Source organism: Sulfitobacter profundi (genome assembly GCF_042661425.1).
In the GTDB taxonomy this organism is placed as follows: domain Bacteria; phylum Pseudomonadota; class Alphaproteobacteria; order Rhodobacterales; family Rhodobacteraceae; genus Sulfitobacter; species Sulfitobacter profundi.
The window spans coordinates 506,498-526,613 of record NZ_JBHSWA010000001.1; the positions used below are offsets into that span (position 1 = coordinate 506,498).

Annotated in this window: 22 protein-coding genes, 2 tRNA genes and 1 pseudogene; 1 reads left to right on the forward strand and 24 read right to left on the reverse strand. The window is 61.7% G+C overall.

What is annotated here, in order from left to right; translation table 11 throughout:
* Window positions 1-210: 210 nt before the first annotated feature.
* The 4 genes from ACFQAU_RS02670 to ACFQAU_RS02685 all read right to left on the reverse strand — a co-directional run bounded on the left by ACFQAU_RS02670 (window position 211) and on the right by ACFQAU_RS02685 (window position 4,155).
* Window positions 211-408: a hypothetical protein gene (locus ACFQAU_RS02670; protein WP_132447133.1), complete on the reverse strand. Its 198-nt coding sequence runs from the start codon at window positions 406-408 to the stop codon at window positions 211-213.
* A gap of 537 nt (window positions 409-945) precedes the next feature.
* On the reverse strand, window positions 946-1,566 hold the full coding sequence (locus tag ACFQAU_RS02675; protein ID WP_386280342.1) for a hypothetical protein: 621 nt from the start codon (window positions 1,564-1,566) through the stop codon (window positions 946-948).
* 112 nt (window positions 1,567-1,678) lie between these two features.
* Window positions 1,679-3,781: a tyrosine-type recombinase/integrase gene (locus tag ACFQAU_RS02680; protein ID WP_132447137.1), complete on the reverse strand. Its 2,103-nt coding sequence runs from the start codon at window positions 3,779-3,781 to the stop codon at window positions 1,679-1,681.
* Window positions 3,782-4,080: 299 nt separating this feature from the next.
* A tRNA-Asn gene (locus ACFQAU_RS02685) sits at window positions 4,081-4,155 on the reverse strand.
* Window positions 4,156-4,429: 274 nt separating this feature from the next.
* Here ACFQAU_RS02685 and ACFQAU_RS02690 point away from each other — a divergent pair.
* On the forward strand, window positions 4,430-4,732 hold the full coding sequence (locus ACFQAU_RS02690) for a DoxX family protein (RefSeq protein WP_206054348.1): 303 nt from the start codon (window positions 4,430-4,432) through the stop codon (window positions 4,730-4,732).
* Window positions 4,733-4,802: 70 nt separating this feature from the next.
* On the opposite strand, the pseudogene ACFQAU_RS02695 reads toward ACFQAU_RS02690, so the two are convergent.
* From ACFQAU_RS02695 to ACFQAU_RS02790, 20 genes and pseudogenes are all read right to left on the reverse strand, one after another.
* A pseudogene (locus tag ACFQAU_RS02695) lies at window positions 4,803-6,388 on the reverse strand (gamma-glutamyltransferase family protein).
* A gap of 595 nt (window positions 6,389-6,983) precedes the next feature.
* Window positions 6,984-7,073 (reverse strand) — tRNA-Ser (locus ACFQAU_RS02700).
* 367 nt (window positions 7,074-7,440) lie between these two features.
* Window positions 7,441-7,698 carry a hypothetical protein gene (locus ACFQAU_RS02705; protein ID WP_132447141.1) on the reverse strand — a complete coding sequence of 86 codons (258 nt, stop codon included), beginning with the start codon at window positions 7,696-7,698 and terminating at the stop codon, window positions 7,441-7,443.
* 357 nt (window positions 7,699-8,055) lie between these two features.
* A complete protein-coding gene (locus ACFQAU_RS02710) occupies window positions 8,056-8,529 on the reverse strand; it encodes a hypothetical protein (protein WP_386280353.1) in 474 nt (157 codons plus the stop codon).
* Window positions 8,526-8,756 carry a hypothetical protein gene (locus tag ACFQAU_RS02715; RefSeq protein WP_386280356.1) on the reverse strand — a complete coding sequence of 77 codons (231 nt, stop codon included), beginning with the start codon at window positions 8,754-8,756 and terminating at the stop codon, window positions 8,526-8,528. Before ACFQAU_RS02715 ends, ACFQAU_RS02710 begins: the two co-directional genes overlap by 4 nt.
* 59 nt (window positions 8,757-8,815) lie before the next feature.
* On the reverse strand, window positions 8,816-9,184 hold the full coding sequence (locus tag ACFQAU_RS02720; RefSeq protein ID WP_386280359.1) for a hypothetical protein: 369 nt from the start codon (window positions 9,182-9,184) through the stop codon (window positions 8,816-8,818).
* Complete coding sequence (locus ACFQAU_RS02725) at window positions 9,181-9,741, reverse strand: hypothetical protein (RefSeq protein WP_386280362.1); 561 nt, start codon at window positions 9,739-9,741, stop codon at window positions 9,181-9,183. Before ACFQAU_RS02725 ends, ACFQAU_RS02720 begins: the two co-directional genes overlap by 4 nt.
* Window positions 9,741-9,962, reverse strand: coding sequence for a hypothetical protein (locus ACFQAU_RS02730; protein ID WP_386280365.1), 222 nt, complete (start codon window positions 9,960-9,962; stop codon window positions 9,741-9,743). The genes ACFQAU_RS02725 and ACFQAU_RS02730 overlap by 1 nt, the downstream gene beginning before the upstream one ends.
* A gap of 13 nt (window positions 9,963-9,975) precedes the next feature.
* Window positions 9,976-10,458 carry a single-stranded DNA-binding protein gene (gene ssb, locus ACFQAU_RS02735; RefSeq protein ID WP_386280367.1) on the reverse strand — a complete coding sequence of 161 codons (483 nt, stop codon included), beginning with the start codon at window positions 10,456-10,458 and terminating at the stop codon, window positions 9,976-9,978.
* A 2-nt stretch (window positions 10,459-10,460) separates the two neighbouring features.
* Window positions 10,461-10,736 (reverse strand): hypothetical protein, encoded by a 276-nt coding sequence (locus ACFQAU_RS02740; protein ID WP_386280370.1) that lies wholly within the window; start codon window positions 10,734-10,736, stop codon window positions 10,461-10,463.
* A gap of 29 nt (window positions 10,737-10,765) precedes the next feature.
* On the reverse strand, window positions 10,766-11,089 hold the full coding sequence (locus ACFQAU_RS02745; protein ID WP_386280373.1) for a hypothetical protein: 324 nt from the start codon (window positions 11,087-11,089) through the stop codon (window positions 10,766-10,768).
* Window positions 11,086-11,790, reverse strand: a complete 705-nt coding sequence (locus tag ACFQAU_RS02750; protein WP_386280376.1) for a hypothetical protein — start codon at window positions 11,788-11,790, stop codon at window positions 11,086-11,088. Before ACFQAU_RS02750 ends, ACFQAU_RS02745 begins: the two co-directional genes overlap by 4 nt.
* 79 nt (window positions 11,791-11,869) lie before the next feature.
* Entirely contained in the window at window positions 11,870-12,211 is a 342-nt protein-coding gene (locus ACFQAU_RS02755; protein ID WP_132447048.1) for a hypothetical protein, read from the reverse strand.
* Window positions 12,208-12,510 (reverse strand): hypothetical protein, encoded by a 303-nt coding sequence (locus tag ACFQAU_RS02760; protein ID WP_132447046.1) that lies wholly within the window; start codon window positions 12,508-12,510, stop codon window positions 12,208-12,210. Before ACFQAU_RS02760 ends, ACFQAU_RS02755 begins: the two co-directional genes overlap by 4 nt.
* A gap of 133 nt (window positions 12,511-12,643) precedes the next feature.
* Complete coding sequence (locus ACFQAU_RS02765) at window positions 12,644-12,928, reverse strand: DUF1353 domain-containing protein (protein ID WP_132447044.1); 285 nt, start codon at window positions 12,926-12,928, stop codon at window positions 12,644-12,646.
* A gap of 47 nt (window positions 12,929-12,975) precedes the next feature.
* Window positions 12,976-13,356, reverse strand: a complete 381-nt coding sequence (locus tag ACFQAU_RS02770; protein WP_132447042.1) for a hypothetical protein — start codon at window positions 13,354-13,356, stop codon at window positions 12,976-12,978.
* A gap of 37 nt (window positions 13,357-13,393) precedes the next feature.
* Entirely contained in the window at window positions 13,394-13,822 is a 429-nt protein-coding gene (locus ACFQAU_RS02775) for a hypothetical protein (protein WP_132447040.1), read from the reverse strand.
* A complete protein-coding gene (locus ACFQAU_RS02780) occupies window positions 13,819-14,202 on the reverse strand; it encodes a hypothetical protein (protein ID WP_132447038.1) in 384 nt (127 codons plus the stop codon). The genes ACFQAU_RS02775 and ACFQAU_RS02780 overlap by 4 nt, the downstream gene beginning before the upstream one ends.
* Entirely contained in the window at window positions 14,199-19,037 is a 4,839-nt protein-coding gene (locus ACFQAU_RS02785; RefSeq protein ID WP_132447036.1) for a phage tail protein, read from the reverse strand. The genes ACFQAU_RS02780 and ACFQAU_RS02785 overlap by 4 nt, the downstream gene beginning before the upstream one ends.
* Window positions 19,034-20,116, reverse strand: a complete 1,083-nt coding sequence (locus ACFQAU_RS02790) for a DUF6950 family protein (RefSeq protein WP_386280384.1) — start codon at window positions 20,114-20,116, stop codon at window positions 19,034-19,036. The genes ACFQAU_RS02785 and ACFQAU_RS02790 overlap by 4 nt, the downstream gene beginning before the upstream one ends.

The following is a 20,116-nucleotide window of genomic DNA, read 5'->3' on the forward strand; positions in this document are numbered from 1 at the left end:
TTCTGGTCTTATGTGGCTTCTAAAGTATAACTATTGGTCATATATGACTTATTAACCGGTGAACTTCAACTAACAAGGTTGGAGCGGGCCGATGGGCTCGGCGTATCGTTGCAAGATATGGTTGATCTCTTGCCGCTGTCGGTATCCGAAACGCCACAGCGGGTGAGGGTTTTTCAGAGATCACTAACACTACAGCGCCGTGAACAGGGTCTATTCTCCAAGCCCGTTCTTGGCTTCGGGAAGGTCTTTGTCGTAAACAAGGTTCCCGTCCTCATCGAGGCCAACTCCAAGCCCAAGGCGCCGCAGTCGTTCGAAAAACGCTTCCTCATCGGGCCCAGGCTGGCCCATCTTCTCTATAAACCACTCCTCCCACTCGGGGTCTGATTCATTCGGTTTTGGGTCTGTCATCCCGGTGCTCCTACTCTGCTGAACCGAGTTTATCACAAAATTGACGCTAAAACCGGTCAGCGCTAAATCCGCCCGAGTGTCGTCTTAGCTCAGTTGGTTAAAGCGCTTGATTGTGGATCAAAAGTTCGCAAAATCGATATTAACAGGTGCCCACACCCACTTCTGTGACATGAACTCTGATCCTTTGGCACATAGGCGTTAGCGCACAGGAGAGAGTATGTGGAAGTGTCACTTAATGAGGGTGAGCGCCGGTCCGCGCATACTTCGGATGTGCGCAGGCCGCGATGTTGGAGATTGAAAAAGTTCGACATCGCTGTAATCGAAGTGGCGCCGCGCGGCTTTCCCTAAGCATAATTGCGTTACGTGGCCAATGGAACCAGGGCCGCAATTCTGGGACGATGTGAGTGGGCCGTGTTCAGCCGCCTTGGAGTTGAGCTATGGGAAGATATATCACCAATCCAGATTGTTGGTTCCGAGCCCTTTACGCTTTCAGTCTGGGAGATTTTGGGCCTTACCCCTAAATATTCAGTCCCGAATTTACCGCCGATAAGGCCTATGACGAGTTTGCCCAATTTCTTTCAAGAATATCCTCTCGCCTATTCTGTTGTATGCCGACATCGCATCACGCCGCTGCTGTTCACGGAAGAACTCCTCATACATTCGTATGAAGTTGCCAGCCGCGGCGAGAGTTTTTAAAGGAACTTTAGGATGGTTTATATTCCGTTGCAGCCCCTCAATTATTCCTGCGAGTTGACTGGCCACCTGCTCGTCATCCACACCGGCAAGGGCGTCTTGGCGGAGTTTCTCCGGCCGCGCGGAAAGGAGCTTCGAAACCTCTGGTCCGTTTCTCACAGATCTTAGAACCCTAAGATGGCGTTTGAGAATCTCAATCTCCGATGGCGGAATCGGCATGGCCTCCATGGCTTCACGCACGAAGCGTTCGATCGGCACCCAATCGCTCCACGGTTGCTCCCCCTCGAGGAGGGGGAACAGATAGGAAGGTTCGGAGAAATCCAGAGGAAGAGAGAACGAAGCTTTGATTGGCCCTCGCCGCTTCGGTTGATAGGTCGCTTCTATCCTCAGTTGTGCGCCCCTGTAGCAAACCGCCACGTAAGTTGATCCTGTGTTACTCTCGGCGACAGTGCCGGATGCAACCATAGCATCTCCCTCTTCCATTACTTCGAACGGAAGGTCATCTTCCTCTTCTGAGTTGCTCTTCCCTCCACCTGAACGAGGGCCAAGCCCCCCTCAAACTTGTTGCCCTTCTGTTTCATGACGCACTCCTATGCACCAGGCGTAGTCCATTACCTTCATGCAATGCCTTGGGATAATCTGCGAGCGGACTTCGCACGCGCGCTGTATCGAACGGAACTTTGCCCACCTCCTTCAGAAGGCTTGGCATGCTGATGCCCTTTTGCGCGTAGGACTTCTCTCCTTCATCCAACGGTTCGTGCCCCATGAGTTTGCGCCGGTGGGCCCCCGGACAAGACGCATCTAATAGACGGTGGTGGAACGTGGTGCGTAGGGCGTGGAAATCAAGCCCGTGCCAATAGACGTCATTTGTGCGGCGATAATACCCGAATGTCTTTGTGAAATTCTCGGTGTAGGTGCCCTTGTTCGCACCTCGCTTAAGCGAAGGAAAGAGGCGACGTTGGCCGTTCTTTTTTGCCCGCTCAGCCAACTCCAAGAAACCCAGTTCAATCAAAGCCGGATGCACCGGAACCTTTCGCGTCGCATTTGCAGATTTGACTGAATCTCCCAATTCCTGCCGCACGATGACGTAGGCGACCTTGCTGTCCCATTGAACATCCATCGGTCCCAGTTGGGCGGCCTCTTCACTGCGAAGCCCCATCAGGGCGGCAATCAGCGGCATCCAGAAGAGTGGATCTGCGTCGCCATTCGCCTTCCCCTGAAACACTGGAGACGCTAAAAACTCGTCAAACCGATCGTCCCAGGGTTCCCGCTCCAGCAGGGCCTCCGTCGCCTTCAAGGCCTTTTCTTCACGGTTGGTAAAGGAGCAGATATCGAAGGGATTCACTTCAATAACACCGAGCTTCTTGAGCATGGTGCCCACTCTATTCACGGAGCGGACAAGCCGCACGAAGGTATTCACGCGCAGTCGTGGTTCAGCCTTTGCCATGCGGAGGTCGCGAATTTCTGCCTCATTGGTGATGCCGTTTCGCCGGGCTTCGCGCTCGGCCGCATCCATGGCTGCCGCTTCGCGCTTATCCACTTTGGCGTTTAGCGCTCGGTAGCTCTTCGCAGTATATTTTCTACCCTTGCCATGGTATTTTGACAGCCTCCGGATCATTTCAATTGTGCTCTCAATGTCGTCGGGAGACGCTTGCGTAAATTCTGTCGCTCGAAACTCCTCGGCCCAAATTTTGGAAGCCGTCCTCACTGAGGAAAGCGATGACTTTTGCCACTTGTCCCCTACCGCCTTGTCCGGTTTCTGATGCCTTTGCCATTCATCGCCGAACCCTGCGGACTTCAAGGCGGTATAGACCAAAAAGCCGTCTGACACCTCCATTGCACCACCTTTCTTTAAAGCTGCGAGAACCTCAGGAGAGCAGGACTGCAGCACACCTCGGCTTCTCAATAGGGCGTGGAGCCCTTCCTCCTGCGCAGGCGTGGAGGGCGCAGGTGCGTGTTCTTCAAGAACCTCCGTTTGAAGTGGCGACTCTTTGATTGACGCAAACCAAGATCGGGGAAACAATTTCATGGCTTCTTCCTTGTTAGTAGGAGCGATGGACGTCATCGTCGTGGGAGTTTGGGCATTTGTGCCAGGGTTTGATTGTTCAGCAATCACGCTGGAAAAGTAGGGACTCGGACCGGGGAACTCTCCTTGGTCGCGCCGGACCTTCTCTTGGCTCGCATCGAGCATCACGCGGGTAGCTTCGTAGGCGAGAAGGCGTGCCTGTTCGCTCGCGGCATCGGGAAGTTTGATGCCAAGATGGTTGGCAACATGCCGCAGCGGTTCCCGCACAACGCTGTAATCATGCTGAAAGAATGCCTGCCGCAGGACCGCCTGACGGGCGGCCTCTCGTTCAAGTGCCGCCTGCGCAAGCTGAGGCGATCTCGGATCTGCCAGCGCACGCTCGCGATCATCCGCCTCGATTTCGAAGCGGGCGAAAGCTGTCAGCAAGGTTCTGGTATCTTGGAGAGAAAGGCTCATGGTCGTCACTGCGTAGAGGAAAATCTGATCACTGAGGGCACTGAGCTTGCGGGCAAGAGCAGCAGCTTCCGGAAAAGCATGGGTCTTCAGCGGAAAACATACTGAGGATCCCGCAACGACGGTTTGAATCCCACGTTTGACTTTATGCAAATTCGGAATCTCCTCCGAAGGCAGGTTTGCATTGCGCAAAACGCACATGTCTTGGGCCGGTTTGACTCGATTTGGGGCGACTCCCGTCGGTCGGGGGCCCTTCACGATCTGGTCCAGATGAAGGATCGAGCGAGGGATTCGTCGTCGCCAAACGTATCCCTGAGGTCGAAGTTCAAGATGAGGAATGCGCGCGTGTTTGGAACGGGCTTGTGACACCAGGTGTGACTCCTTGTGACTCCGTTGTGTCCGGAGTGTGTAAGGCGGTGTGTCAAAACCTGTGTCCGAAACGCGAAAAGCGCCCCCGAGGGAGCGCTTTTTCGTTTGTTTCCAACCATTTCAGAAGAGGTTGGCTCCGGCGGTAGGGATCGAACCTACGACCAATTGATTAACAGTCAACTGCTCTACCGCTGAGCTACGCCGGAATGCCTATGTTTGTCTTTCGGGCAACGCCCTCGGACAGCGGCTCTTTAACGCGGGCAGTCCGGGGTGCGCAAGTGCAATTGGGCCTTTGTGACGATTTTTTTCGATTATTTGCCTCCGCTTGAAATTTGCCTCCGTCGCCCGCGAATTCGGGCGCGCCCAAATCACAGATACGTGGCATATCCCCCTCCCCCGCGCTTGAGGCTAAGCGGGTCGCGTGGACTGGGATTGATACTGGCCCGGTGAGCACAACAAGAAACCCTGAAAGGGAAAATCTTGACCTTCCTCTCCCCATACCGGCCGCAGATACTATCGCTTTTCCGCATCATGTCGGGCCTGTTGATCCTGCAACATAGCACAAGCGAAATTCTCGGCTTCCCGACCAGCCAGATGAGCGGCGTGTCGATCGCCTCATTGGGTGGCATCGCGGGCGTGACTGAACTGATCTTTAGCGTCTCGCGGCTGCCGGCCTTCATCCTCAGCGGTCTGATGGCCGCGCTTTACAGCCTTGGCTTCCTCTACCTTGCAGCTGCCGGTCCGGGGCCATGGTCGGTTGATGCGAAACGCGCTCAGGGCTGAGCGCTTAAAGTAGGATGGCATGGCCCGATACCGAGCCATGCCATTCCTACGTGGGCAGATGCCCTATGGCTCAGAAACCCGCCGCCTGCCCGTCTTTGCGGGGATCTGACCCGGCGGAATAGCCGCCTTCGGGCAAGCGCTGCACCAATTGCGCCCCGCCGAAACCGAAAGCATTGTCAGGCGCTTCGACATGGACGACATGGCCCAGATCGCGCAGCCCTTGCAAAAGATCGGGCGCCATTGCCGGTTCGCAGGCCACCTCCAACCCCGATAGGATCCGCCAGCGCGGCGCATCGGCGGCGACCTGAACGTCCTGCCCCCAAAGCTGCGTGCGCAGCAGCAGTTGCATATGGCCCTGCGCCTGAATCGGGCCGCCCATCATGCCATAGGCCATCAAGGGCTGGCCGTCCTTCATCGCGAAACCGGGGATGATCGTATGGAAAGGCCGCTTGCCCCCCGCCACGATATTCTGGTGCCCCGCCTCGGTCGTGAAACCAAAGCCACGGTTCTGCATTGAGACCCCCGTCCCCGGCACCACCACGCCCGAGCCGAAGCCCGCGTAGTTCGACTGGATGAAGCTGACCATCATGCCCGAGGCATCCGCCGTGCTCATCAAAACCGTGCCGCCCTGTTTCGGCGCACCCGCGCCGAAATCTTGCGCCTTGTCGGCTGAGATCAGCGCCGCGCGAGATTTGAGGTACGCCGGATCAAGCAGCGCCTTTTCGTCGACCTGCGTCATGGCGGTCCGATCCGCCACATAGGCATGCAGATCGCTATACGCCAGTTTGCAGGCTTCGATCTGCAAATGCACCGCCATCAGGTCGTCGGCCCCGTGGGTGCGAATGTCGCTATGCTCCAGTATGCCAAGCGCCATGAGCGCGGCGATCCCCTGCCCGTTTGGCGGAATCTCATGCAGATCCACACCGTCGAAGCTTTGGCTGATCGTGCCGCACCATTCGGGCTTGTTGGCCGCCAGATCGTCCATGGTCATCGCGCCGCCATTGGCCTTGGCATGGGCCACAATCTCTTGCGCGATCTCACCTTCATAAAAGGCGCGGCCATTGGTTTCGGCGATCAGACGCAGGGTGCGTGCGGCGCCGGGGTTGCGGAACCGCTCGCCCGCGCGCGGGGCGCGGCCCTCGGGCAGAAATGTCTCGGCAAAGCCCGGCTGCTTGCCCAAAACCTCGGCCCCGCGCGCCCAAAGCGTCGCGATGGTGGACGAAACGAGGAAGCCCTCTTCGGCATAGCGGATCGCCGGGGCCAGCACGGTCGCCAGATCAAGCTTGCCGAACTTCTCCATCAATTCAACCCAAGCACTGACCGCGCCCGGCACGGTCACGCTGTCCCAACCATGTTCGACCATGCCATCCGGAAACCGCTCGGGCGACCATGCCGCAGGCGCCCGACCCGAGGCGTTGAGCCCGTGCAGTTTCTCGCCATCCCACAGGATACAGAAGGCGTCAGACCCCAGCCCATTGCCCGTCGGCTCCACCACTGTCAGCGCCGCGGCGGTGGCGATCGCCGCATCCACCGCATTGCCCCCTGCTGCATCATCAAAAGCCCGGCCTGCGTGGCCAGTGGCTGAGAGGTCGCGACGACATTGTCGGCAACCACGGGGGATCGGTGGGACGGGTAGATGGGATCGTGACGAAGCATAGCTGTCCTTTGCTTGGGTAAGGCCAGCGGCGCGGTCAAACCGGCCGCCTGTGGCGTTGCCGGCAAAGTGAACGTGAATGCATCTGCATGCAACTGCCCAGCAGAATAATTCCGAGGTCAGAGAGTGGGCCGATTGCTGTCGCGCCAACCGCGGTTGCCTTGCGACCTGCGCGCCTTGAGCCGCAGTATTTTGCGATGGTGACGGAAACTTCGTTCGCAATGAGAGGGGGTGAAAACCACGACCCAGAGGGCCCAAAGACGGCTCGCCTCTCGATATTGCCATGCCCTTGCACAAAGCGACTGGTCGGCATCGGAAAAGATGCAATTGTGCAGAATGCGAGACCAGTCTCTAACGTTAACCAACATCTGGAACCTCCCTTTCGCATGGCGACAGGGCATCGCGCCACTGTAACCGCCTAGGATTTGGTCCCCCCGGATGGTGAAAATGCTCGCCTAAAAATCTGCCGAGAATAAGGCGGAGGGCTGCCAAAACCGTGCCGCGCAAATGTAACGAATTCGCAAAGCGAAGGTACGTTGGGTGAAATCGGGGGGATGAAGGCCCACGCGGGGCGCAGTGCCACAGGTTTGGTCGGGGTGGCGGAGACGAAGGGATTCGAACCCTCGAGACCCTTCCGGGCCTACTCCCTTAGCAGGGGAGCGCCTTCGACCACTCGGCCACGTCTCCGCGGATCGGTCTATCTCAAAAATCCAAGCAATGACAAGCCCTTAGCTGCACTTTTTTCGGGACATGTCGCGCGGCGCAAGCCCCTGAAATGTTACGGAAAGTTAGCAAAAAACCCCGGTTGATTTGGGATATTGGCACAAAACTGACACAAGGAATTTTGCCCCGGTCGGCACAAAAGCGCACGTCACCCCAGGCGCGACCGCTTGCAATGCCCTAAATATCGTGCAAGGTTTGGGGCCATCAGAACTGCCAAGACCTGGCCCCCTGGCTTACCTGCCCAGGGGGCATTTTTTTGCCAGGAATTACCCCACCAGACGCAAAAAGGCCCCGGCGTTTCCACCAGGGCCTCGGGATCGGTTGGCGCGGCTCATTCGGCCGCCAGGATCGCGCGGGCCTCGGCCGGGGTCACCCGCCGGGCCGCGGGATCGCCCGCCAGGAAAAACCCACTTTCGGCGTGCTCACGGCCGCAGCGGCGACAGCGGGCCACCTGGACCCGCTCGGGGGCCGCAGTCAGCCGCGCCACCATCACCTCGCGCCCGGTCGGCCGCAAGACCGACACCGGCGGCAAATCATGGCCCGCGGCATGACAGACCAGCCGGCGCCAGGCGGCGCGGGCTAGGGTCACGGCGCAGCCCCCAGACGGATTTCCTGTTGATAGTACCCCGTCAGAACGCGGCAGGCGCCACAGGCCAAACAACGGACAGGAATTTGCGGCGGGTCGCTCAACAGACCCTTGCCCGCCCGCCCTAATTCACCCCCGCAATCACAACGGGCGCCAAGGATTACCGCCACCGCCGGAATAACACGCGTTTCGCTCACAAGACCCCCTCCAAAATTGGCACCAAGGCCCCAATACCGGCCCCCGCAAAGCCCAGCAAGGCCCAGGCGTCGGGCCAAATACCATCCCGCGACCCAAGCGCGATCCCCAGGCCAAGCAACAGCCCCACCAGGGCGCCCAGAACCGCCCCCAGGGCCGCGGCAATCAACACCGCGTGCCGCCCAGCCGGTCAAGCTGCGCCACCGGCGCCGGCCGCTCTGCCCCAACCGCGGCGCGGATTTTACACCGCACCTCCAACGTGTCGGCCAGCTTGGGCCAATGCAGCGAATAGGCCGCCGCGTCCAAATCCTCGCCCCAAATCAAGCGCCCGTTAAAATGGCGCAGGGCGGCCGGATCAGAGCCGGCCAGGACAAAGCGCAAGCGCCGCGGCCCGAGGCCCAGCCGATCCCCGCCTGGCACGCGGCGCAGCCCGCCGGCGATCAACTCGGGCAGCAAGGCGGCCGCCGCGGCCGCCGAGGGCACCAGCACCGCCACATTGCGCCCGGCCTTCATAAGGTCCAGCGCCGCGCGCGTGACCCCCGCCCGCGACCGCGCCGCCACCTTGGCCTTATGATCGGCGCGCAGATCATCCAAGATCACCACCTGGGGCGCGGTGCCGCTCACCTTGCCCGCGCTCATACGCTGCGCCCCTTGGCGGCCAGGCGCGCCATTTGCCGGCGCACCTGGCGCGACACCGCGGCCGGTGCGACCGGGGCGGCCGGTGCGACCGGTGCGACCGGGGCCGGCGCGGGATCGGCCGCAGCCACATTGACCCCGCGCGATGCGCGGCCGCCCATCATCGCCACCACCTCGGGCGCGGCCAGGGCGTCCCCGAAATCAGAAACCGCCGCCGCGGCCTCACTCATCTGCGCCGCCATCCGCGTGCGGCGGGCCGCCTTGCGCCAGGCAGCCTCTTGGGCCGCGGTCAAGCCTTCCAAAGCCCCCGATCAAACAGGATCGGCCCGCGCCACCCCGCGGCCGTTTCGGCACCGGCCCGGGCCGATTGAATGAGAATTTCCCCCAGGTCGCAAATTAGGCGATTGCCGCCCGGCCGCAGATCGGGGCAACGGCGCATAAATTCACGTTTGGCCAGGTTGATATGCCGCGCCTCACCCACCACGAAAAACACCTGGGCACCGCGCTGCGCGGCCTGAATTGCCCCCTCCAGCGGGCAAGGCTCAGGCGCGGGCGCGGGGTCAGGATCGGGCGCGCGCTCCACCGCGACCGATACCCCCTGCCCTGCCAATGCAGAAAGCCCCATGAGGCCGACCATACTTGCTAAAATCCGTTTCATTCGATTTGTCCTTGTAGGTTGCGCAGAATTTCGTCGGGATCAGGCTTGGGCCGATAGGGCGGCGCCTGGGCCACCAGGGCCGCCACCTCGGCATCGGTGACCGGCGCGCCGGTATCACGCGCCAGGGCATTCAGGCCGCCGCGCGTGGCCAGGTCCAGCGCCGCACGGGCCAGCCCGTAAAGATCGGCCGGCCGCGTCACATAGCCATTGCCCGGCGTGACCGGATCGGCCGCCCCTGGCACCGCCCAGGCCATCCCCAGCCGCGCCGCCGTCAGCCATTGCTCGGCCAGCCCCGCCAGGGCGGCCGGGGCGGTTTCATGCAAGACCAGCCGGCCCGAGATATAAAGCCGCAGGCCGATTTCGCCGCTGGCCCAGGTCACGCGCGTTAGGTTTAGATCGGCCACGATATCGCGGCACAGCCGGCGCTCGGGCGCGCGGCCCTCAACCGGCAACAGGCAATCCATATCGCCACGCACGGCCGCCTTGGCCTCAACCAAGGCCGCGCGCACCGCAGCGGCCTTGCCAAACCGGCGGGGCAAAAGGGCAAAACGGCGCATCAGAACGCCCCCAAAAACAGGACAACGCCAAGCCACCCCGAGGCCACCACCATGCAAAGGACATACCACCCCAGCATCGCGTAAAGGCCCCAGGCCATAGGGGCCGGATCAACGCCAAGATGCGGCGCAAGTAGCCAGCCCAAAAGCGCCGCGACCCACCCCAGCAAAGCCGGGACACCCAAGACCAGCCAGGCCGCTTGATTTCCGGTTAATTCATTCATCGCACGCACTCCGCTAGAAAGGGATTTCATCATCTAAATCGCGCGACCCTTGGCCGCCCGTTTGATCCTGGCCGCCATAGCCGCCGCCCTGGTCACCCTGGCCGCCGTGCGACCCTTGGCCACCGCCCTGGCCGCCGCCTTGGCCTGGCAAGCGGTCCAGCCCCATCACCTCACCCCCATAGCCGCGCACCGCGATTTCGGTGGTGTAGCGATCCGCGCCCGATTGGTCTTGAAACTTGCGCGTTTCCATCTTGCCGACGATGCGCACGAAAGCGCCCTTTTTCAGGTAGCTTTCGGCAAAGCGCACGCAATGTTCGGCAAAGATCGCGACGCTATGCCACTCGGTTTTCTCGCGCCGCTCACCCGTGTTGCGGTCTTTCCAAACCTCCGAGGTGGCCACCCGCAGATTGCAGACCTTGCCGCCGTTTTGAAAGCTGCGCACCTCGGGATCACGCCCAAGATAGCCGATAACCTCCACGCGATTGACAGACGCCATATTTAATCCTTTCCACTGCGCGACAGATCGACCAGCGCGCCCTTGATAAATGCGACCAAAGCCGCCTTTTCGCCGCCGCAGGCGGCCAGGGCGTAGCCCATCCGCCCCACGGCAATTTCAAATTCAGCCCGCGCCATCGGCCCCGCGGCCAGAAACTCACCCGGCGCCGGGCAGGGTGCCAGGGCGCGCTCGGGCAACGCCGGGGGCGTAGCCACCGCGGCCGGCAGATTGCGGCCCAGGCAACCGCCCAGGGCAAACAACAAGGCCACCAAGATCATCGCCGCCCAAAATTCACGAATTGCCCGCGTCATGGCTTTGCCCCCCATCGCGCCCGCAGCCGATCCAGCCGCGCCGCATCTTCCATTGCCGCGGCATCGGGCGCCGCCCAGGCCGCGGCCTCCAGGTCAGCCGCCAGGATCGCGCGGGCGTGCTCGGATTTCTCCAGATCGGCCAGGGCGGCGGTCAGCTTGGCCTGGCGCTCGGCCAGCGCCGCCTCCAGCCGCGACCGCGCGGCCTGGGCCTCGGCCACCACCTCGGCCCGGCCGCGGGCATAGCCGGCGCGCTCCAGCGCCAAGCCACCGCCCGCGATCACCGCCAAGGCCAGGCCGGCCAGGATCAGCCGGCCGCTCACCCGCGCAGCCCTGGCGCCTGGACGTGCATCCAATCGTAATTCTTGGCCCGGCCGAGGCTCAAAAAGCCCTCATCCTCCCAAGCCTGCCACCAGCCGGCGGCATCGGGCCGGGCCAGCCGTGCCCGGTCGGATTTCCAAGACAGGCGATTGCGCGCGGGGTCGAAATCATCCGCCACGCCCCAAGCGTGCATCGACCAGGCCGCGCCGCCGCGCTTGCGGCGCAGGTTGTAGCAGCCGCCAAAGAGGTGCAGCCCCAGGTCAATGATTTGCGCGGGCGTGTAGATATCGGCCACATGCTCAAAAACCCGTTGCTTGGCCGGCGCGATTAATTCGTGGCATCGGATTTCGGAAATCTCTTGCCTGGGCGCCCAGGCCAGCACCATTTTCCAAGGCACGGTCACCCGGCCGGCGGTGCAACGCGGATTGCCAGGGGCGCCGTAGATATCGACCATCTGCGCCTCGGTCCCGAAATTCACCTCCGCCCGGCGATCCGGCAGGGCCGGCCCGAGGCTATTGGCCGCGCGCCAATCACTATAGGCGAAATCCGATTGCGGCCCCCAATAGCCATCCACCGGCCCCGGCTCATAGCCGGATTGGATCAAAGCGGCCTGGGCGGCGGCAATGGCGCGGCGCTCGGGCGTCATGGGCGCGCGGCCCGGTGCCACCCGCGCCGGCACGCGATCCGCGGCCGCCAGGGTCAAGGGGCCGGGGTCGCCGTCAATTGGCCCAGCATAGCCGGCCAGGGCGCGCAGAATGATTTGGGCCTTGTCTAAGCGGTCATTATACATCGGGGAATGCCTCGGGATCAGGGGCGGCGCCGCAGAAATAGCATGGGCCGCCGCGGGCGGCGCGCCGTTCCAGCGCATGGCGGCGCAGGGCGATTAAGACCAGCACCAAGCCGATCAGCCCTTTGGACACCACCACCAGCCAATCGGTTGATAGGCCCTCATGCCGCGCGAACATGGTAATCAAGACCGAAAATCCCAAAAGCGCAAAACCCGCCGCGATAATCCGGCCCGGCGGAAAGGCGCGGGCATATTGGTGCGCCAGCCACCAGCAGGCAATCACGATAGAAAGGCTGGTGATATTATTGGCCACCAGTAACGCCGTTAGATTTGTCATTTTTCCACCTTGTCAAAAATGAGTTTCCGCACGCGCTGGACCGCGGCCAGGCCGCCCTCGCCCATTAGAAAACCGGCCGCGAAATAGGCGTAAGCCTCCGCGCCGGTCAGCTTGTCCAAAACATGCCCGACCAAACCCCCAAGAAAGATTGCCCCCAGGGCGCCGGCAAAACCTTCTGCCACCCGACGCGCCAGGCGCGGCTCGGGCGAAAAGATGGCGCGCACATAGGCGCCACCCGCGCCCGCAAGCGCCAAGGCGCTCACCTCATTTGCCGATGCGTTGGGCAGCAATTGCGCCATAAACTCCATCCGTACCCTTTCCCGCGCGGGCGTACCGTCGCTGCATTGCACGCTATATCGTGCCATGCGCGCACGTCTAGCCCTGAAATTCAATATTTAGACTGCCCATGCGATATTTCCGCAACATGTGGACCTAGCGAAACCGCCGCACAATCACCGCCAGAACCATGGCCAGCCGCTTCACCCGGCCCACCCCATCGGCGCGCAATGCCTCGGAAAACAAGGCCGCGGCCGCCACCCGCTGCCAGCCGGCCGCCAGGGCGTGGTCATGCAGGGCCGCCGCCCGGTGCAACCGCCGGTCATGGGGATCAACCCACCACCGCGACCACCAGGGCGCTGACACGTCAAACGCAAATCCCGCGGGCACCTGATAGAAAAACCCCGAGCCAGGCCGGCCAAACTCAACCCGCAAAGGCATGAGGGTGACATAGCCAGGCCCGAGCCGGCGATACCAAACCGCCACCGCTACCCGACCAGCGCGCCCAGGGCCAGCTTGACCGCCAAGAGCGGCAGCAGATAGGCAAAGCGCCGGCGGTGCCGGCAGCGGGCGGCCCAGGTCGGGTAAATGTTATCTGCCCAGCCGGCGCCGCGGTGCCAAAGGGCGGCATGGCCCTGGCCCTGGGCCGTGGTGCAATGCCAGATCACCGATTTAAAACTGGCTAGGTGCCATATGAACCGCGGCCAGGATCGCCCCGCCAGGCGAAAGGCCAGGGCCAGGGCGAATTCCTCGCAATCGCCCCGCACCGGGCCGAGCCGCGCCGGCACCCGCCAGGCATCCAGCCCGCCATCCAGCCGATAGGTGAAATCCTGGCGCAGTTGCGCCAGGGTGTTCTCTGCAACAGACATAGGCCATCCTTTCACATAAGCCGCAATCGCCGCCCCCTTAGCCCTGGGCATAGGCCCGTAAGGCGGCTTCCAGGTCAGCCAACACCAGGTCCACCTCTTGCTTGGATAGGGCCGCGCTGATTTTGTGGTTGCACCCGATCCGCAAGCCCTCAAGTTGCGCCCCCAAGGGCCGCCACTGCGCCGCCATATTAAGGAACAATTGCGCGCACTCGTGGCCCGTCATGCCCGTGGCCAACATTTCTTGCTCAATAAACGGATATGGCGCCAGATCAGCCGGCGCCGGGTCAAGGGCCATGTAGCTAATCGCCTCAGCCTCTTTCTCGGCATAGATCGCGCCCTGGCCCGGTATGTCGGTGATGAATATTAGCCGCGTGTCACCAATCATCTGATTGACCTGGGCCACGGCCGCGGCCCGGTGGCGGGTCATTTCTTGGCCTTTGCTGGCGGCCGAGCGGGTCAGGATCATTTCGCAAACTCCATTTGCACGCCGATCCACGGGCTTGGCGGGTCAATATCCACCACATAGGCGCCGGGATCGGCAAGGGTCAGAACATGGGCCGCGCCGGCGGCCTCGGTGACGTGCTGCCATAGGATTTCATCGCTCACCCTATCGACCACGCGCAGGCGGGTGCCCGCCGGGCCAGACGGCACTGACAAGCTATCCCCCTCCAGCGTGGCGCCCGGCACCGCGGGGCGCGGCACCAGACCATTGGCGCCGTCCACATAAAGCCGGCGCAGGTCGCGCACCTCGGCACGGTCCACAATGATCGCGCCCACCGGCGGAATGCCAACACCCGCAGAGACAACCAGGCCGTCCTGGTCTATGACAATGTAGTGTTGATTCATCGGATAAGCGCCTTTGCTATCACGTTCACTTTTTGGACGTTGGCGTTGTTGTAGGGATCATTGCCCGACCGGCTTTGCGTGATTTCCTGGAAAATGATCCGCAACTGGCAACTCTCATAATCGCCAATCAAGACCAGGGTGACGCTATGCTTGTCGAAGGTCGTTTTTGAGTTGCTATAACCAGAAGGCGACACTGTGACCCAAGACTGCCAGACACCGCCGATCTTGAAACGGTATTGCGGCACCGCGCGGGTGCGGTGGTCGGTGGTGGTATATGTCAGGGTATCGCCGTTGTAGGTCGTACTCCCGCGCCGATTGCGAAACTCGCAATCCCAGGCCAGCGTCCAAAAGGTATCCGTGGGCCATTGCCCGGTATAGATAGAGGAACTTGTGCCATCGTGGTCCTTTACCACCGGGGTCGCGTATTCCGACACGCTGGCCCCCGCCGAGGCCGCGCCCACCTGCAAATCCTCTTTGACCAAGAGATTAGTGAAAGCCGCGTTCCCCTGCGCGGTGATGGCCCAGCCTTGGCTGCCTGGGTCAGTGATGGCCCCCGCGCCGTCAATCAACCCGTTAAAGTTGCTTGATTTCAGCGTGTCGCCAAAGACCGCCAGGCCAGCGGCCGAAAAGCTGCCCGTGTTTACGGCATCCGCATAGAGCGTGCCGGTGATGACCTTTTGCCCATCAACGTAGGTGGTGCCCCTTGCCAGATATTGGCTGGGCTGCGTGGCATCTCTATGCGTCTTGGCCAGCATCGGTTTGTAGACAAACAGGTAACTGTCAGAACCGCTTGCCGTGCTATGTTTGCGGAAAATCGGTCGCACGGTTTTTGCGTTGCTGGGGGCTTGCGCGATCAGAAAGGGACGCTGCCACGCCATAGGGTCATTACTCGGCCCCCCACCTACGGGGACTGGAACACTTGGCGCTACTATGGCTGCGCCTGCGGCGTCATGCCATTGCAGATATAGCGTACCGGCGCATCGGTGAGTACTGACATAGGCCGACAGTTCATAATATTCCCCCGGCTCAACGGGGATATTGACCTGATTTCCGGCCCCGTCTTTATGCTTGGGGTAGAAATCGAAATACCCGGTTGTGGCAGCACTGTTCTGATAGGCCCTGAGCACGGGGTTGATGCCGTCCGTCCAGTTGTTCACCCCCGGCGGGCGCACGACAAGCTGAGTATCGACACCGGCGGTGCCGCTCACCCCGGTGGCGAAATACGCCAACCCATCTTCAAAGTCGGTGTTAAACAACATATTTGCGTTATTGCCGACCGCCAGCAGATTGGCGTTGAGCGTCCCCCTGGCAAAGATATATTCCGCGCTTAGGAAAATGGCGGTGCCACCGCCCGAAGCATTATCCCAGGCCACCACCTCCAGCTCACCCACTTGACCGCCGGCGCGGGCGCGCAGCAAGTAGGACGCGCTGACATTGCCATGCAGATCGGCCATGGCCGTGCCAAAGTTATCAACCCCGGCAATCTTGCCGTTTCCGGCAACATTCAACTCATTGAGCATGGCGCCAAAAACAGTGCCGTTAAGGCCATTGGCATCCAGCGCATAAATATTGGTGATATCGCCCTGAAGTGTCGCAATCTCCGGCAATTCACCCGCCTCAGAGGACACCTCGATCAGCACACGGGCCACTTCCGTGCCCTTGCCGGTTTTGCTGTTGTCGCCGTAGATGCCAAGAAAATCCAGCCCGCCCGCGTTGGGTGCGGGGACATCGTAGAAGAACGTGTACCATTCCCATCCGGTCGAGAGATCACGGTCGGCATCCATGGCCCCGCTGTTGCCCGTGTCAGAAGTCGAGTAGGCCACGCTGAAGCGTGTGGCCCCATTGGTGGCTGGCTTGCGGGCCATGACAGAGATTTTGACACGCCGTGCGCCAAATTGCAGGGCGGTATCGGTGGGTATCGTGAGGATATAGCCGTTTGTGGCTCCAGCGGTATCGCGCGCGGTGCCGTTTTCGGTGATGATGGTCGTTCCAGATTGCCCAAGTGCCGCGGCGCCGGTTGATCCGCCAGCGGCGGCACCGGCCTTCGCCGGGTCATAGGTATCCAAGATCGCGGTGAAAGCATCGCCGCTTTCCCCTACCTTCGTGATTTCGGCTTCCAACTCTAGCCGCGCCTCGGAAATGGCTTCTGTGGTGTCGGTGGCGGTCAGGTAGTTTTGCGTCAGGGTGGCGGAAAGGGTTGCCTGTGCTTGGGCCGTATCTGTGATGTCGGCAATGTCCAACAAGCGGACTTCGACTTGCGCGCCGGGGTTGTTATAGGCCGCAGGGAAATAGATAAACGGCAGGACATAGGCAGCATCACCAGAAGCAGTGTGTTCAATCTCATAGGTTTCCCAAGTGTTTGGTGCGACAAATGGGATGGACAGTGAAGCGATGTTTCCGGTGCTGATATAGTTCTCGTCAAACTTGCGCATGAGCATGACAACTTTGGTGCCCGCTACCAGCGCACCGACATGACGTATTTGAACGCGCATACGGTAGGTATTGCCCGCGATGAACGGCAGGTAGCCAGACTTGGGCGCGACATGGGCGTTGGACGAGATATTGAAAGCCGCATAGGCAACACGGCCCACGTTCGGCACGGTCCTGAACTGGATGCTGGAATTCAAGCCTCCCCACGTATCGGGGTTGCCGTCGATATTATACGTCCAGTGCTTACCATCCTCCTCAAAGTGGTTGGGTTGATACTTGCGGCCCAGATCGTCAATTTCCGACGAAAGCTTTGTCGTCTCTTGATCCACGTCCGCAAAGGCTGTTGCCAGCGTGCCGCCCAGAAACCCCGCCACCAAGGCATTGTGATCCTGGCGCACGCCATCGGCCGTGCCCTTCACCACCGCCAAATCATCGGACAGCACATCAACCGCCGCCAATTGGTCGGTGACCTCCACGGTCAAATCAGCCGTGGAAAAGCGGATATCCAACGTGGTCCCCAACACCCAATCGGTCCAACTGCCAGGGCGGGCGCCCAAGATACGGGCGCGGGCGCGATAGCCCGTAAGCGGCAAGAGGCCGGCGGAAATCACCACCTGCCCCTCGGTCGCATCCGCCACAACGCCGCTTGTCACCACCACGCCCGTGGGCAGTTCAACCTGATATTCCAGCCCCTCATGCGGCGCAATCGTGGCCGCATCCCAGTTCAAGAGAAAACCCGGCCGGCGCCCGACCGCGGCGCCATCCACCAGCGCAATCGCCTCCAGGTTCAAAAGGGTGACCACCCGCGCCAGGGGCCGGGTCGGCCGCGGATCGGGATGGGTCACCGGAATTTCATTGGCCGGCACCCAGGCAAAATCCCCCGCGTCACGCTCACGCATTGCCAGGGCTTGCAAACAGGTTGTTAGATCGTCGGTGGCCTCGCCAATCTCAAAAATCTTGGCGTTGTAGCCTTCGCGCGCGCTTGTCCAGGCAATGGCGTCCAGAGGCTCCAAAACCGCCGCCTCCGGGGGCAGGGTCAAGCTATGGCGGCGAAACCGGCGCTCATCATCAATCCAAGCCTGCATAAGGCGCTGCACTTGGGTATCACTGGCCACGGCCGGCAGGTCCACCTGGGCCACCAATTGCCGGCCGCCGTCCTCGGCCTCCCATTCCGCATTATAGCGCGGCGGGGCGTCGCGGCTTTCCCAAAGCGCCGCCGGGCTTGGATGGGTCGCGTGGATCGCATTGTGCACCCCGTCAAGACCAGGATAGGGCGCCAGGCTTTGCGGGCGGTCCACAACCACATCCTCATCGGACATGAAAAACACCGGCAGCGCCGGCGGGCCAACGCGCAGCTTATAAACCCCGCCCACCTCGGACAGGCTGGCCGAACAGGCTTTCATCAATTCTTCAATCACGGCCGCCGGCTCGGTATCCACCGACACCTCCAGCCCGGCCCGATATTGCGCCTCGGTGCCGCCAGCCGCCAGGGCCACGTCCAAATCGCACTCATTCATCGCGGCAAACCAATTGTCCAGCGGCAGATCACCCGCGGCCACCTTGCCACCCCAGCGGCGCCCATCGGGCAGGGTCAGGCCGCGCAGAATGTTATAGATCATCACCGCGGGATTATCACTTTGCGCCCAGGTGCTCGGATCATTCCAGCGCTGCGCGCCCGTGCCGCCCACCGTGCCATCGGCGCGCGGGTCATAAAGGGGAATACCCTTGACCTCAAAACGGACGCCGGGCAACTGATTCCACCGCTCGCGATTATATTTGAACGTCACCACCGCATAGGTCAGGCCGGTGCCTACCATATCGCTTTGCCAGGGCCGCTCCGCGTGGGTCGCGTAGTGCTCCAGCATGTAGGGATCGGCCAGGCTTTGGCTGCCATCATGCCAGGTTAACCAAAGATGCGGGTGTTCCCCCTCCAGTTCCCCCTCAAAATCGCGGGTTGGATCACTGGACGGGCGCAAATCCTCGACATATTCCCCCGACACCATCAAGCGCGAAAAACTCACCCCCGGCATATCCGCAATATCAATCACATAGGTCAGATAGATATTTGGGTATTTGCCCGAATTCGGGTGCGAATAGGGCGGCGCCGCCGTGTTGCCGGCGGTGGCATAGGTGCCCAGGATAAAGGTTTGCGGATTGACCCCGCCGGTGGTGCTATGCTCGGTTTTGATCCCCGGCTGGCGCTGGCTTGGCTTGCCGGCCAAGGCCGAGGCCAGGGCGGAAAACACCAAAGACATGCCCATGCGCACCACAAAGGCCGCGACGGCCGAGGTGGCCGCAAAGGCGTTAATGGCCGTAATCAGCGCCGTGACCGGATCAGCCGCGGCCGCGCCCGCCGAGACAAGCGCCACCAAGAGCACCGCCGCAAATGTCGGGAATTGCTTCATACTTTAAATGCCTTTTCAATATGCAACCGGCTGACCAGCGCCAGACCCGAGGGCCGTAAACAATAGACCGATGCGCCCTGCACCACGCCCAGGGCCGGGCCGCCGTCGCTGCCCGGCAGCGCCGCAATATCGCCCGCCTGGGCATAGGCGGGCGAAACCTCGGGCAGCAGGGACGCCACCAAAGCCACATGATCGGCAAAGCCCGCGCCGCGCAGGGCCTCACGGGCCGCGGAAATTGTGCGGTAGGTGCCGCGCCACTCGGCCCCCAGGTCGGTGCCGGTCATGGCCTCGACGGCGCCCGCGGCAAACAACCCGCAATCCATGGTGCCAGGGCGAAAGGGTCGCCGGGCCACGCCCGCCAGATAGTCGGCCAAGCGCACGCGCCAATCGGGCCGGCGCTCTAATGTGGCATCAACGGTCATTGACGCGCCCCCATTGTTTGAAGCGCCGCCGCCCTGCGTCGGGCTTTGCGTTGGATCAGATCGGATTTCATTCCAATAGACCGGCACCGCGCCCGAAATCTCGGCATAGCGGCGGAACCGATCCCCGCCGCGGGCCTGGTGGCTATCATCTGATTTTTTCGTGGGCAGCGTGCGCGTCAAAGCGCGGGTTTCGCTCACCACCTCAATGATGCAAGCCGGGCTGCCATCGACCGGGCCAGTCGGGAAATCCAGCGCGTTGACCAGGCCGCGAAACACCCGGTGCGGCGGGCCGGCCATGGCGCCGGTTTCAGGGTCAAAGATGGCGCGGTGGATATCCACATCGGCAAAGCGCGTTTCATAGCCTTTCACCAAATCCTCCACGCGGCCATCAATGGCGGCCAGGCGCAACTGGTGAATGCGCACCGTCAGCCCCGCGCCGGCGGTGATCGGCTCGGACTCCAGCAAGGCGCCCACCCCAAGATAGGTGCGCGACACGCCAGCAATAGTCACCGTCAAATCATCGGCGCCGGTGCAAAGCCCCATGCCCTCAATGATCCCGGTTTGCCGATTGCGCGCGGCGATCCACACCAAGCGCCGCGCCTCTAGGCCGCGGCGGCCGGCAAGCAATTCCAGTGTTGCAGGGTCAAATTCGCGCAT